This window comes from Streptomyces pallidus (ex Mingjun et al. 2026), from assembly GCF_051550185.1.
GTDB lineage: Bacteria > Actinomycetota > Actinomycetes > Streptomycetales > Streptomycetaceae > Streptomyces.
On the sequence record NZ_CP196181.1, the window covers coordinates 1,853,775 to 1,867,836 of the forward strand.

Consider the following 14,062-nt stretch of genomic DNA (forward strand, 5'->3'; position numbering starts at 1 on the left):
CCCGTGCCCTCGGACCGAAAGGCCTGACCCGCCGTGACGCAGCCGTTCCGACTGCCGGAGTTCTACGTCCCCTACCCGGCCCGACTGAACCCGCACCTGGAGGCGGCGAGAGCCCACACCACGCAGTGGGCCCGCGGCTTCGGGATGCTGGAGGGGTCGGGCGTCTGGACCCAGGAGGACCTCGACGCGCACGACTACGCGCTGCTGTGCTCCTACACCCACCCCGACTGCGGCAGTGACGCGCTGAACCTGGTCACCGACTGGTACGTGTGGGTGTTCTTCTTCGACGACCACTTCCTGGAGGTGTACAAGCGCACCCAGGACCGGGAGGGCGCCCGGGCGTACCTCGACGGGCTGGCCGCGTTCATGCCGATGGACCTCGCGGAGGGGTTCCCCGAGCCGACGAACCCGGTCGAGGCGGGCTTGAAGGACCTGTGGACGCGGACCGTGCCCGTGATGTCGACGGACTGGAGGGAACGGTTCTCCGAGTCCACGCGGAACCTCCTGGACGAGTCCATGTGGGAGCTCCACAACATCAACATGGGCCGGGTGGCCAACCCGCTGGAGTACGTGGAGATGCGCCGCAAGGTCGGCGGCGCGCCCTGGTCGGCTGGTCTGGTCGAGTACGTGGCCGCCGAGGTGCCGGCCCGGGTCGCGCACGCCCGCCCGCTCCAGGTGCTGCGCGACGCGTTCGCCGACGCGGTGCACATCCGCAACGACCTGTTCTCCTATCAGCGCGAGGTGGAGCAGGAGGGTGAACTCTCCAACGCCGTCCTGGTGTTGGAGAGCTTCCTGGGCTGTTCCACCCAGGAGGCCGCCGACCTGTCGAACGACCTGCTGACCTCCCGGCTCCAGCAGTTCGAGTACACGGCGCTCGCCGAGGTGCCCGCCCTCGCCGTACAGCACGGCCTGGGCCCGGACGAGGCGGCCGCCGTGCTGGCGTACGCGAAGGGCCTGCAGGACTGGCAGTCCGGTGGCCACGAGTGGCACATGGTCTCCAGCCGGTACATGAACGAGGGGGCGCGGGGGGCCGGGCCGGTCGCCCTGCCGTTCGTGCCCGGCGGTCCGGGCACCGCCGCCCTCGACTGGCGTTCCGTCCTCACCCCGCGCTCGGAGGGGCTGCGGCGGCGCAGTTTCACGCACGTGCCGTACCGGAAGGTGGGGCCGTCGCTGCTGCCCGACCTCGGCATGCCGTTCCCGCTGTCCCTCAGCCCGCACCTCGACCTGGCCCGCCGCGAACTGGTCGACTGGTGCCGGGACACGGGCCTGCTGGGGTCGCAGCCCGGCGACCCCGGCTCGGACCTGTGGACCGAGGACGAGCTGGTGGGCATGGACCTCGCCCTGTGCTCCGCGGGCATGGACCCCCGTGCCACGGCCGGCGCACTGTGCCTGAGCGCCATGTGGCTGGCCTGGGGCACGTACGCGGACGACTACTACCCCAGGGTCTTCGGCCGGGCGAAGTCGCCCGCAGCGGCGAGGGCGGCGACGGACCGGCTGATCGCCCTGATGCCGCTCGGCCCGGAGGGGGACGGCGCCGGGGTGGAGCCGGCCACCGTGATGGAGCGGGCCCTGAAGGACCTGTGGGCCCGGACGGCCGCCCTGATGGGCGGGGCGGACCTGGAGGAGTTCCGCGGCCACGTCGCCGGGACGCTGGACAGCTGGGTGTGGGAGATCGGCAACACCGCCGTGAACCGGATCCCCGACCCGGTCGACTACGCGGAGATGCGCCGCCTCACCTTCGGCAGTCAGCTGACGATGTTCCTGGCCAGGGCCGGGCGCGGGGACGGCGGGGTGCCGCCCGCGGTCCGGCGGGACGGGGCGGTGCGCTCGCTGGAGAGCGCCGCCGCCGACGTCGGGTGCCTCGTCAACGACCTCTTCTCGTACCAGCGGGACGTCGAGTTCGAAGGCGGCCTGCACAACCACGTCCTCGTCACCCAGAACTTCTTCGACATCGACTACCCGCAGGCGTTCCGGATCGTCTCCGACCTGCTCGTCCAGCGCATCCGCGAGTTCGAGCACATCCGCGACCACCAGCTCCCGGTGCTGTACGAGGACCACGGCCTCGACCGGACGGCGCGCGCCTGGCTGGACGCGTACGTACGGGGGCTGGAGGACTGGATGGCGTCCAACCTCCACTGGCACCGCAGCACCAGCCGTTTCGGGGAGGAGGACCTGCGCCGCGCCCCGGCCGGGGTGCCGGCGGCCCCGGCCCCGGCCCGGGCCCCGGCCCCGGCCCCGGGGCACGCCTCGTTCGGTCTGCCGGCGTTCGGGGTGTCGGCGGCCGCCGTGGGGCGGCGGCCCGCCTGACCCGCCGCCACCGGCTGGACGGTCACCTCGCGGGGCCCGTCCAGCCGGCCGGGACGTGACCGATCCGTACGCGCTGCGGGTGGTCGCCGACGGGGACGGACACCCGCTTCGCGCCGGTGGCGAAGTCGATGGCGGTGACCCGGTCGGAGCCACTCTCGGAGATCACGCAGCCGGTGCCGTCGCCGTCGACGGTGGCCCAGTACGGCTTGTCGGCGGGGACCAGCGGGCCCTCGGCGAGGGTGGCCCGGTCCACGACGGTGGCGTAGTCGTCCATGGTGCCGGCGATGCACAGCTTCGCGCCGTCGGGGCTCATCGACATGCCGTGGTGGCGGGAGTCGTTGACCCAGGTGGTGCGGTCGCTGCTGGTGGCGGGGTTCTGCGGGAGGGTCTTGACGCGGGTGACCCGGTCGGCGGCGACGTCGTACTCGACGAACCCGTTGAAGAACGACACCTGGAAGTAGAGCGTGGACTCGTCGGGGCTCATCGACACGGGCCGCACGGCGTCGGAGAGGTCCTTGCGACCGGCGGCGTCCAGCCGCTCCCGCATGTCGATGGTGCGGACCGTGCGGAAGGTCTGCGCATCGGCCACCGTGATCTTGCGGTCGCCCTTCGTCCAGTCCAACCAGGGGGCGTCCAGGGCGGAGGTCACGTCGCCGATGGAGCTGTTCCACAGGAAGCGGCCGTCGCGGGTGAAGGTGTTCTCGTGCGGCTTGTCGCCGGTGGTGAAGGAGCCGACCTGGCGGCCGGTCGCGATGTCGAGGACGTGCACGGTGTTCGCGGTGGACGCGGAGACGGCGACGCGGGTGCCGTCGGGCGAGACGGCCATGTGGTCGGAGCGGTACCCGGCCACCGGGAAGCGCCAGTTGACCCGGCCGGTGCGCAGGTCGAGGGAGACGACGTCGGCGAAGCTGGGGCGGGAGACGACCACGGCGGAGCCGTCCGGGGTGGTGTACATGTCGTCGACGAACTGGTCGTGGCCCTCGCCGGCGGTGTGCCGGATCCCGAGGAAGAAGCCCAGTCTGATCGGGTTGAGGTAGATCTCCCGGAGGCGTTCCTCCTTGTCGGGGACGACGTTGATGCGGCCGACGTGCTCCAGGTTGCCGGTGGAGGCGAGGACGTCGGCGGTGCCCTCCCAGTTGTTCCCCACGAACAGCACCTCGCGCAGCCCCGCGGAGACGGCGGAGGCCGGGGGCGGCGCTGCGTCGGGCGCGGACGCCGAGGCCGCCGGCGTCGCGGTGCCGGCCGCGAGGGCGGCCGCGGCCAGCGCGCCCACGGCGAGGAGGGTGCGGTGCACGGGCGTGCGGGCGGGCCGGTCGGTCCGGGACATTCGCTCAACTCCGTTGCGGGCAGGCGCTGTTACCGGCGGGTAAAATAGAGGGTGCAGCGAAAGGGCGCAACCCCCCTGGCTGCGCCCTTTTCCTCATGCCCTCGTGGCGTCATCGGCCTCTGGCCTCTGGCCTCATGCACTCATGGGCTCACATCCTCATGCCTGCGGGCCACCGACCCGGTGGCCGTCCCCGCTGATCCGGTGGCCGCCCCTTCAAGCCACCGAGCCGATCCTGCCGACCACCGTGGTCGAGGTGTCGGGGTGGATCGGGATGTGTCCGCCGGTCAGGGCCGCCCCGGAGCCGCCGCGGCGGTTGGCGACGATCTCGGCGGCGATGGACAGCGCGGTCTCCTCCGGGGAGCGGGCGCCGAGGTCCAGGCCGATCGGGGAGCGCAGCCGGGCCAGTTCGAGCTCGGTCACGCCGACCTCGCGCAGCCGCCGGTTGCGGTCCTCGTGGGTGCGGCGCGAGCCCATGGCGCCGACGTAGGCGACGGGCAGCCGCAGGGCCAGCTGCAGCAGCGGGACGTCGAACTTGGCGTCGTGCGTGAGCACGCACAGCACGGTCCGGCCGTCGACGTCGGCGGTCTCCAGGTATCTGTGCGGCCAGTCCACGACGATCTCGTCCGCCTGGGGGAAACGCTTCTTCGTCGCGAACACGGGCCGCGCGTCGCACAGCGTCACGTGGTAGCCGAGGAACTTGCCGATCCGCACCAGGGCGGAGGCGAAGTCGATGGCGCCGAAGACGATCATCCGCGGCGGCGGGACGCTGGACTCGACCAGGACCTTCAGCGGTTCCCCGCAGAGCCGGCCGTCGGCGCCGATCTCCAGCACGCCGGTCCTGCCGGCGTCGAGCATGGCGCGCGCCTCCTCCGCGACGGTGCGGTCGAGTTCGGGGTGGCCGCCGAGGCCGCCCTCGAATCCGCCGTCGCCGCGGACCAGTACGGCGCGGCCCCTGAGCTCGTCCGGGCCCTCGGCGATCCGGGCGACGGCCGCGGCCTCGCCGCGGGAGGCCGCGGCCAGGGCGGCGGCGAACACCGCGCGGCCCGGGGAGCCGACGGGCACCGGGGTGACGAGGATGTCGATGATGCCGCCGCAGGTCAGGCCGACGGCGAAGGCGTCGTCGTCGCTGTAGCCGAAGCGCTCCTGGACGGTCTCGCCGTCCTCCAGCGCCTGGCGGCACAGCTCGTACACCGCGCCCTCCACGCATCCGCCGGAGACCGAGCCGATGGCCGTGCCCTCGCTGTCGACGGCGAGGGCCGCCCCGGGCTGCCGGGGTGCGCTGCCCCCGACCGCCACGACGGTGGCGACGGCGAAGTCGCGTCCCTGCTCGACCCACCGGTTCAGTTCTTCGGCGATGTCCAGCATTGCGGCCTCCTCGGAGGTTCGGGTTCCAGTATCGGATGCGTGGAGGGTCAGTGCTTTTCGGTCAGGGTCAGTGGACCCCGAGCCAGCCCTCGATGGGGTGCAGTGCGTAGAAGACGATGAACACAGCCGTCAGTCCCCACATGAATCCGCCGATCTCGCGGGCCTTGCCCTGGGCGACCTTGATCGCGACGTACGAGATCACACCGGCGGCGACACCGGCCGTGATCGAGTACGTGAACGGCATCAGCACGACGGTCAGGAAGACCGGGATCGAGGTCGCGGTGTCGGCCCAGTCCACGTGGCGGGCGTTCTGCATCATCATCGCGCCGATGACCACCAGGGCGGCGGCCGCGACCTCACCGGGAACGATCTGCGTGATCGGGGTGAAGAAGATGCAGGCGGCGAAGAAGAGGCCGGTGACCAAGGAGGCGAGGCCCGTGCGGGCACCCTCGCCGACGCCGGTCGCGGACTCGACGAACACGGTCTGGCCGGAGCCGCCGGTGAAGCCGCCGATGGCGCCGCCGGCCCCGTCGATGAACAGGGCCTTGGACAGGCCGGGCATCCGCCCCTTGTCGTCGGCCAGCTTGGCCTCGGTGCCGACACCGATGATGGTGGCCATGGCGTCGAAGAAGCCGGCCAGCACCAGGGTGAAGACGATCATGCCGACGGTCATCGCGCCGACCTCGCCCCAGCCGCCGAACTCGACCTGGCCGAAGAGCGAGAAGTCGGGCATCGAGACGGCCGAGCCCTCCAGGACGGGCGGGCCGCTGGCCCAGGCCTTGTCGTCGATGTCGATGACGACGTTCAGGACGGCGGCGAGGACGGTGCCGGTGACGATGCCGATCAGGATGGCGCCGGGGACCCTGCGGGCCTGGAGCATGAAGATCAGCAGCAGGGTGGCGGCGAAGAGGAGCACGGGCCAGCCGGCGAGCTCGCCGGTCGGGCCGAGGGTCACGGGGCCACCGCCCGGGGCGGGGTTCTCGTGCACGAAGCCGGACTTCACCAGGCCGATGAGGGCGACGAACAGGCCGATGCCCATCGTGATCGCGTGCTTGAGCGCGAGCGGGATCGCGTTCATGATCATCTCGCGGAGGCCGGTGACGACCAGGAGACAGATCACGACGCCGTACATGACGCACATGCCCATGGCCTGCGGCCAGGTCATCTGCGGGACGACCTGCGAGGCCAGCACGCCCGAGACGGACAGGCCGGCGGCCAGCGCGAGCGGGACCTTGCCGACGAAGCCCATCAGCAGCGTGGTCACGGCGGCGGCGAACGCCGTGGCCGTGATCAGGGCCTTCTGGCTCAGGGTGTCCCCGGCGACGTCCTTGCCGGAGAGGATCAGCGGGTTGAGCAGGAGGATGTACGCCATGGCCATGAAGGTCGTGATACCGCCACGAACTTCTCTGCCGACGTTCGACCCTCTATGGGTGATGTGAAAGTACCGGTCGAGCCAAGAACGCCCGGCGGGGTGGCGAGAGCCGTCGCCGGCCTCTTCCGCGCTGGTCCTGGGCTCCACGGAGGACTGGGTCATGGTGCCTAACTCCCAAGGTTCACAGGGGCACCCGCTCGAAGTCTTCGGAGGCGGGATTTGGGAAATGCCGTTGGCTGCACGACCCGGGGTGACGGCCCGAGGCGACGCGATTGCGAACTGCGTGTACTACGGGTACTGCGGGGGTTCTGCGGTACGGGAGACGGTGCCGGGGTGCTGGCGTCGCCTTTCCTTCTCTTCGGGGGTACTGCCGGTGGGGCGGACCGCGAGCGGTGCGGTCCCCGTGTGCCGGACTCCGTGTGCTCCGGGCGGTGCTTCGCCGAAGGTGTGACGTTCCGCTGTCGCACCGCCCGGAGAGTCTGGGGTCCGGGGGCCTCGCGGCCCCCGGAGGACGCCGTCCTACAGGGTGCCGGTGAGGGCTTCCGGACGGATCGGCGTCTTGTTGAGCTCCAGGCCGGTCGCCGCCCGGATCGCCGCGAGGACGGCCGGGGTGGACGACAGGGTCGGGGCCTCGCCGAGACCGCGCAGGCCGTACGGCGCGTTCGGGTCGGCGAGCTCCAGGTAGTCGACCGGGATGCTCGGGGTGTCGAGGATCGTCGGGATCAGGTAGTCCGTGAAGGAGGGGTTGCGCACCTTCGCGGTCTTCGGGTCCACGATGATCTCCTCCATCACCGCGACACCGAGGCCCTGGGTGGTTCCGCCCTGGATCTGGCCGACGACGGAGAGCGGGTTGAGGGCCTTGCCGACGTCCTGGGCGCAGGCCAGCTCGACGACCTTGACCAGGCCGAGCTCCGTGTCCACCTCCACGACCGCGCGGTGGGCGGCGAAGGTGTACTGGACGTGGCCGTCGCCCTGGCCGGTGACCAGGTCGAAGGCGGCGGTCGGCCGGTGGCGGAACTCCAGCTCGATGTCGATGGCGTCCTCGCCCTCCAGCAGCTCGGCGATGTCCGCGAGGACCTCGCCGCCGTCGGTGACGACCTTGCCGCCTTCGAGGAGCAGCTCGGCGGTGGCCCACGCCGGGTGGTAGGAGCCGTTCTTCCGCCGGCCGATCTCCAGGACCTTCTCGCGCACGGCCTCGCAGGTGTTCTTCACGGCGCCGCCGGTCATGTACGTCTGCCGGGAGGCGGACGTGGAACCGGCGGAGCCGACCTGCGTGTCGGCCGGGTGGATGGTCACGTGGGTGACGCCGAGCTCGGTACGGGCGATCTGCGCGTGGACGGTGACACCGCCCTGGCCGACCTCCGCCATGGCGGTGTGGACCATCGCGACGGCCTCGCCGTTCACCACCGACAGCACCACGCGGGCGGTGGAGTAGTCGTCGAAGCCCTCGGAGAAGCCGACGTTCTTGATGCCGACCGCGTAGCCGACGCCGCGGACGACGCCCTCGCCGTGGGTGGTGTTCGACAGGCCGCCGGGCAGCGCACGGACGTCCGCGCTCTCGCCGGCCGACTCCCACTGGCGCTCCGGCGGCAGCGGGCGGGCCTTGACCCGGCGCAGCAGCTCGGCGACCGGGGCCGGGGAGTCCACGACCTGGCCGGTGGGCATGATCGTGCCCTGCTCCATGGCGTTGAGCTGGCGGAACTCGACCGGGTCCATGCCGAGCCTGGCCGCGAGCTTGTCCATCTGGGCCTCGTACGCGAAGCAGGCCTGGACGGCGCCGAAACCGCGCATGGCGCCGCAGGGCGGGTTGTTCGTGTAGAGGGCGATGGCCTCGATGTCCACGTCCTCGACGACGTACGGGCCGACGGAGAGCGAGGAGGCGTTGCCGACGACCGCCGGAGAGGCCGAGGCGTAGGCGCCGCCGTCCAGGACGATCCGGCACTTCAGGTGCGTGAGCTTGCCGTCCTTGGTGGCGCCGTGCTCGTAGTACAGCTTGGCCGGGTGGCGGTGCACGTGGCCGAAGAAGGACTCGAAGCGGTTGTAGACCATCTTGACCGGCTTGTTGGTCGCGAGGGCCAGGAGGCAGGCGTGGATCTGCATGGAGATGTCCTCGCGGCCGCCGAAGGCGCCGCCGACGCCGGAGAGCGTCATGCGGACCTTCTCCTCGGGCAGGCCGAGGACGGGGGCGATCTGGCGGAGGTCGGAGTGCAGCCACTGGGTGGCGACGTACAGGTCGACGCCGCCGTCCTCGGAGGGTACGGCGAGGCCGGACTCCGGGCCGAGGAAGGCCTGGTCCTGCATGCCGAAGGTGTACTCGCCCTCGACGATCACGTCGGCCCGCTTGCGGGCCTCCTCCACGTCGCCGCGGACGATCGGCTGGCGGTGCACGACGTTCGGGTGCGGGACGTGGCCGGCGTGGTGGTCGTCGCGGCCGGGGTGGAGCAGCGGGGCGTCGGGGGCGAGGGCGGAGGCCTCGTCCGTGACGACCGGCAGCTCCCGGTAGTCGATCTTGATCTTGGCGGCGGCGCGGCGGGCCGTCTCCGGGTGGTCGGCGGCCACGAGGGCGACGGGCTCGCCGTGGTGGCGTACGCGGCCGTCGGCGAGGACGGGGGTGTCCTGGATCTCCAGGCCGTAGTTCTTCATCGCGGCCGGCAGGTCCGCGTGGGTGAGGACCGAGTAGACGCCGGGCACGGCCAGCGCCTCGGAGATGTCGATGCTCGCGATCTCGGCGTGGGCGACGGGGCTGCGCAGGGTCTGGCCCCACAGCATGTCCTCGTGCCACATGTCCGAGGAGTACGCGAACTCGCCGGTGACCTTCAGGGTGCCGTCCGGGCGGAGCGTGGACTCGCCGATGCCGCCCTGGTTGTGCTTCTGGGAGACGTTGGTCGGCGTACCGGAGGGCGCGGTGCGGGTGTTGGCCATGGTCAGAGCGCCTCTCCCTGGCGGGCGGCCGCCAGGCGGACCGCGTCGAGGATCTTCTCGTAGCCCGTGCAGCGGCAGAGGTTGCCGGAGAGGGCCTCACGGATGTCCTGGTCGGACGGGTCGGAGTTGCTCTCCAGCAGCGCGTCGGCCTGCACCAGCAGGCCCGGGGTGCAGAAGCCGCACTGGACGGCGCCGGCGTCGATGAACGCCTGCTGGATCGGGGAGAGCCCGCCGCCCTCGCCGGTCTGCGAGTCGGTGCCCTTGGCGGTCCACCGCCGGGCCTCGTCGGTGGAGACGCCCTGGGCGCCGCCGCCGCACGCACCGGTGCCGCAGGAGTGGCCGTGCTCCTCGCGCTGCCTGGCGAAGTCGGCGAGGCCCTCGACGGTCACGACGTCGCGGCCCTCGACCTGGCCGGCGGCGACGAGGCAGGAACAGACCGGCACGCCGTCGAGGCGCACCGTGCAGGAACCGCACTCGCCCTGCTCGCAGGCGTTCTTGGAGCCGGGCAGGCCCAGGCGCTCGCGCAGGACGTAGAGGAGGGACTCGCCCTCCCAGACGTCGTCAGCCTGCTGCGGACGGCCGTTGACGGTGAAATTGACGCGCATGGTTACGCAGCCCCTTCGAGCGAGCGGCCGTTGGTGCCGCGGTACTGCTCCCACGTCCAGACCAGCTGGCGGCGAGCCATGATGCCGACCGCGTGACGGCGGTACTTCGCCGTGCCGCGGACGTCGTCGATCGGGTTGCACGCACCGGAGGCGAGCTCACCGAACTGCTTGGCGATCGACGGGGTGATGACCTTGCCGGACTCCCAGAACCCGCCCTCCTCGAGCGCGGCGTTCAGGAACTCCTCTGCGGCCCGGGCACGGATGGGGGTCGGCGCGGCCGAGCCGATGCCGGTGCGGACCGTACGGGTCCGCGGGTGCAGGGCCAGGCCGAACGCGCACACCGCGATGACCATGGCGTTGCGCGTGCCGACCTTGGAGTACTGCTGCGGGCCGGTGGCGTTCTTGACGTGGATCGTCTTGATGAGCTCGTCCGCGGCGAGCGCGTTGCGCTTGACGCCGGTGTAGAACTCGTCGATCGGGATCATGCGGGTGCCGCGTACGGACTCGACCTCGACGTCGGCGCCCGCGGCGAGCAGGGCCGGGTGGGAGTCGCCGGCGGGCGAGGCGCAACCGAGGTTGCCGCCGACACCGCCGCGGTTGCGGATCTGCGGGGACGCGACCGTGTGCGAGGCGAGCGCGAGACCCGGCAGCGTTTCCCGCAGGTTCTCCATGATCTGGGTGTAGGGGACGGAGGCTCCGAGCCTGGTGACCTCCTCGCCGACCTCCCACTCCCGCAGCAGCTCGACGCGGCCCAGGTCGAGGAGGTACTCCGGACGGCGGTGGTCGAAATTGATCTCGACCATGATGTCGGTGCCACCCGCAATCGGCACAGCTGTCGGGTGCTCGGCCTTCGCGGCGAGCGCCTCCTCCCAGCTGGCGGGGCGAAGGAAGTCCATGCGCGGCTCTCTTCTTGTAATCGGGTCGTTCACTTCAAGCCAGGAGGCGGACGGGCCCTCGACTGGTCGTTCACGTGGTGTTAACGCGGTGTGGAGCCAGTACACAAGCCGGGTGTCCCTCGGGTGCAGTCACTGAAACCATGAAGGAGTTGGCTGGCGGCCTCCCTCGTCTTGTAGATTCGTATGAAAGGCAGGATGCAACGACCTGCCCGATTTCCAACGGCAACATTCGAGACAGATCGGCGGCGACACCATGCGGCTGCGCGCACTGCTGGAAACCGAGGCGCTGGGGCTGCGGCTGCTGGGCGGCGAGGAAGAACTCGACCGGACGGTCCGCGGCGTCATGACGACCGACCTGAGGGATCCCAGCCGATACCTCACCGGGGGCGAACTCGTCCTCACCGGGCTGGCCTGGCGAAGAAATTCGGCCGACTCCGAGCCGTTCGTACGAATCCTCGCGAGCGCGGGCGTCGCCGGACTCGCCGCCGGCGAAGCCGAGCTGGGCGACATCCCGGACGATCTCGTGTCGGCCTGCGCACACCACCGCCTGCCGCTGTTCGCCGTGAACGAGGACGTTGCATTCGCCACGATCACCGAGTACGTCGTACGGCAGGTCTCCGGGGAGCGCGCCGGCGACCTCGCGGCCGTCGTCGACCGCCACCGCCGTCTGATGACCTCGGGCCCCGCGGGCGGCGGGCCGGACGTGGTGCTCGATCTGCTCACCACCGACCTCGATCTGCGCGCCTGGGTGCTGTCCCCCACGGGCCGGCAGATCGCCGGAGCGGGAGAACCCCTGGCGCCGGGCATCTGTGCGGCTCTGGCCGGCGAGCACCTCGCGGCGGTCCGCACCGGGCGCAGGGGCCCGCACCGGATCTCCATCCAGGGTATTACCTACTCGCTGTTCCCGATCAGAAGCGGGGGGCGCGGCGCGGCCGGCCCCGGCGGGCCCGGCAGCCGCGACGTGCGCGAGAGCGTGCTGTCGGACTGGCTGCTGGCGGTCGAGGCGGACGCGGGCGAGTGGCCCGCCGAGCGGCTGGACCTGCTGCAGGGCGTGACCCAGCTGATCGCCGTCGAGCGGGACCGGCGCGACGCGGCCCGCACCGTGCGCCGCCGGCTGGCGCAGGAGGTGCTGGAGCTGGTGCAGACGGGTGCCGCGCCCGCCGAGATCGCGGGCCGCCTGCGGGTGGCGGCCCCGGTGCTGCTGCCGGGGCTGGGCGCCGCCCCGCACTGGCAGGTGGTCGTGGCCCGGGTGGACTGGGACGGCGGGGACGTCCCCGGCGGCCCGGTGGCCCAGTCGCTGCTGGAGGAGATCCTCGTCGACCCGTCCGCCTCGGGCCCGGAGCCCTCGGACCGGATCGCCGTCGCGCACACCGGAGACGAGGCCATCGCGCTGGTGCCGCTGCCCTCCCGCCCCGGGGAGCCGGGCGAGGACAAGGGCCCGGCCGCCGCCCTCCACGCCGACGAGCTGCTGGCCGCCGTACGCGAGCCGCTGCAGGCGGGGCTGGACGGCGACGGCCGGCTCACCCTGGGCGTCAGCGCGGCCGTGCACTCCGCCGAGGGGCTGCGCGGGGCGCTGGAGGAGGCGCGGCACGCCCGCCGGGTGGCCGCGGCGCGCCCGGGCCGGGTCTGCGCGGCGGGCCACCACGAGCTGGCCTCGCACGTCCTGCTGCTGCCCTTCGTGCCGGACGACGTGCGACGGGCGTTCACCGCGCGGCTGCTGGACCCGCTGCGTGACTACGACCGCCGGCACCGGGCCGAGCTCATCCCGACGCTGGAGGCGTTCCTCGACTGCGACGGGTCGTGGACGCGGTGCGCCTCGCGGCTGCACCTGCACGTCAACACGCTGCGCTACCGGGTCGGGCGAATCGAGCAGTTGACGTCGCGTGACCTGTCGCGGCTGGAGGACAAGCTCGACTTCTTCCTGGCCCTGCGCATGAGCTGAGCATTCCGCCGCACGGGCGGGAGGGGCGTGTTCCGGAAAGTGCTGACGCGGCGTCCGGACTTTGTGAAAGAGTTCACCCGACCCCTTGGCCGAACCCGCCGATCCGTGCTCTCATTTCGCCCCAGGGCTCGAAGACGTGCTTGCTGCTTGTTGCTTTGGGGAGGGCAATGTGGCGGACACCGCCATGTCCGGTGCCGGAACCACCGGGGGGGACGACCCCCTCCAGCGGGCGATATGGCGGCTGCGTTCGCGCGGCTGCTGGACCGATGCGGCGGCCCTGCTGGCCCCGCATGTCGACGACGACGCCGGCGCCGCCGTGCAGCGCACCGCGCTGCTGATCGAGCGGTGCCTGTTCACCGGGCAGGGCTGGGCCGAGGCGGAGGACGCGCTGCGCGTCGCCGAGGCGGTGGCCGCGGACGACGACGAGCGGGGGGCCGCGGCCTGCGAGCGGGGGCACCTGGCGTACGCGGCCACGGTCCTCGGCGTACGCGACCGCGCGGACGAGGCGCGGGCGGCGCTGGGCCGTGCCGCCGCCCTGCTGTCGCCGGACTCCCGCACCCGACCGCTGCTGGACCTGCGGCGGGGGCTGGTCGCGGAGCACCTGGCGGACGCCCCGCAGTCGGCCCGGCCGGCGTACCGGCGGGCGCACGCCGGGGCCGCGGCGCACGGGGACACCCTGCTGCTGTCGTTCACGTGGCGGCACCTGGCGGCGCTGGCCCTGCGGGACGGGGAGGTCGCGGAGGCCCGCAAGGGCTTCGCGGAGTCGCTCCGCATCCGCGAGGAACTCGGCTTCCTGGTCGGCACCGCCCCGGCCCTCGCGGCGCTCGCGGAGGCCGAACCCGAGCCGGAGGCCAGCCGGCTCCGGGCCGAGGCCCGCCGCCTGTTCCGCCTCCTGGGCGGCATCCCGACCTGGCTCGCCGACCAACTCCACCCGACCCCGGCCGCCTGACCCCGCCCGACCCCTCGCCTCGATCGGCGGCGGGGGGTTGGGCTGCCGATCCCGGCCCCCAGCCCGGGCGCTGCCCGGACCCGCGCCTCAAACGCCGGCGGGGCTGGATCGACCGGGCAGGCACCCGGCACTCCCGAGCATCGCCCGGCCAACCGCCTCGAACGCCGGCGGGGCTGGACGGGCCGGGCTCCGCCCGAGCATTCGCCTCGAACGCCGGCGAGGCTGAATGGCCGAGCCCGCAGGCCGCCACGGCAGTCCAGCCCGGCCGCCGATCGAGGGCCGGGGTGCGGGGGCCGGCCCCCGGCGACGGCGCCGCGCCCGCCCACGAACGGGCACGCCAGGGGCAGGCGGCGGAGCCGACCGATCCAGCCCTGCCC

Annotated in this window: 9 protein-coding genes; 3 read left to right on the plus strand and 6 right to left on the minus strand. The window is 72.5% G+C overall.

Going from position 1 to position 14,062, the window contains the following annotated elements; genetic code table 11:
- Nucleotides 1-33: 33 nt before the first annotated feature.
- Nucleotides 34-2,307 (plus strand): terpene synthase family protein, encoded by a 2,274-nt coding sequence (locus ACSHWO_RS07995; RefSeq protein WP_438310764.1) that lies wholly within the window; start codon nt 34-36, stop codon nt 2,305-2,307.
- Nucleotides 2,308-2,329: 22 nt separating this feature from the next.
- Here ACSHWO_RS07995 and ACSHWO_RS08000 read toward each other — a convergent pair whose 3' ends face one another.
- From ACSHWO_RS08000 to ACSHWO_RS08025, 6 genes are all read right to left on the minus strand, one after another.
- Nucleotides 2,330-3,634, minus strand: a complete 1,305-nt coding sequence (locus tag ACSHWO_RS08000) for a YncE family protein (RefSeq protein WP_438310767.1) — start codon at nt 3,632-3,634, stop codon at nt 2,330-2,332.
- 213 nt (nt 3,635-3,847) lie between these two features.
- Nucleotides 3,848-4,999, minus strand: a complete 1,152-nt coding sequence (locus ACSHWO_RS08005) for an XdhC family protein (RefSeq protein ID WP_438310769.1) — start codon at nt 4,997-4,999, stop codon at nt 3,848-3,850.
- A 67-nt stretch (nt 5,000-5,066) separates the two neighbouring features.
- A complete protein-coding gene (locus tag ACSHWO_RS08010) occupies nt 5,067-6,533 on the minus strand; it encodes an NCS2 family permease (RefSeq protein WP_438310771.1) in 1,467 nt (488 codons plus the stop codon).
- A 357-nt stretch (nt 6,534-6,890) separates the two neighbouring features.
- Nucleotides 6,891-9,293, minus strand: coding sequence for a xanthine dehydrogenase subunit D (gene pucD, locus ACSHWO_RS08015; protein WP_438310773.1), 2,403 nt, complete (start codon nt 9,291-9,293; stop codon nt 6,891-6,893).
- 2 nt (nt 9,294-9,295) lie between these two features.
- Nucleotides 9,296-9,898 carry a (2Fe-2S)-binding protein gene (locus ACSHWO_RS08020; RefSeq protein ID WP_361089727.1) on the minus strand — a complete coding sequence of 201 codons (603 nt, stop codon included), beginning with the start codon at nt 9,896-9,898 and terminating at the stop codon, nt 9,296-9,298.
- 2 nt (nt 9,899-9,900) lie between these two features.
- On the minus strand, nt 9,901-10,794 hold the full coding sequence (locus ACSHWO_RS08025; RefSeq protein WP_438310775.1) for an FAD binding domain-containing protein: 894 nt from the start codon (nt 10,792-10,794) through the stop codon (nt 9,901-9,903).
- A gap of 253 nt (nt 10,795-11,047) precedes the next feature.
- Here ACSHWO_RS08025 and ACSHWO_RS08030 point away from each other — a divergent pair, with 253 nt between their 5' ends.
- Nucleotides 11,048-12,736 (plus strand): PucR family transcriptional regulator, encoded by a 1,689-nt coding sequence (locus ACSHWO_RS08030; RefSeq protein ID WP_438310777.1) that lies wholly within the window; start codon nt 11,048-11,050, stop codon nt 12,734-12,736.
- Nucleotides 12,737-12,920: 184 nt separating this feature from the next.
- Nucleotides 12,921-13,685 (plus strand): hypothetical protein, encoded by a 765-nt coding sequence (locus ACSHWO_RS08035; RefSeq protein ID WP_385849252.1) that lies wholly within the window; start codon nt 12,921-12,923, stop codon nt 13,683-13,685.
- The last annotated feature ends 377 nt before the right edge of the window (nt 13,686-14,062 follow it).

Coding starts and splice junctions, on each gene's coding strand:
- ACSHWO_RS08000 (WP_438310767.1), bottom strand. CDS start 3,634: ATGTCCCGGACCGACCGGCCCGCCCGCACGCCCGTGCACCGCACCCTC.
- ACSHWO_RS08005 (WP_438310769.1), bottom strand. CDS start 4,999: ATGCTGGACATCGCCGAAGAACTGAACCGGTGGGTCGAGCAGGGACGC.
- ACSHWO_RS08010 (WP_438310771.1), bottom strand. CDS start 6,533: ATGACCCAGTCCTCCGTGGAGCCCAGGACCAGCGCGGAAGAGGCCGGC.
- pucD (WP_438310773.1), bottom strand. CDS start 9,293: ATGGCCAACACCCGCACCGCGCCCTCCGGTACGCCGACCAACGTCTCC.
- ACSHWO_RS08020 (WP_361089727.1), bottom strand. CDS start 9,898: ATGCGCGTCAATTTCACCGTCAACGGCCGTCCGCAGCAGGCTGACGAC.
- ACSHWO_RS08025 (WP_438310775.1), bottom strand. CDS start 10,794: ATGGACTTCCTTCGCCCCGCCAGCTGGGAGGAGGCGCTCGCCGCGAAG.
- ACSHWO_RS08030 (WP_438310777.1), top strand. CDS start 11,048: ATGCGGCTGCGCGCACTGCTGGAAACCGAGGCGCTGGGGCTGCGGCTG.
- ACSHWO_RS08035 (WP_385849252.1), top strand. CDS start 12,921: ATGTCCGGTGCCGGAACCACCGGGGGGGACGACCCCCTCCAGCGGGCG.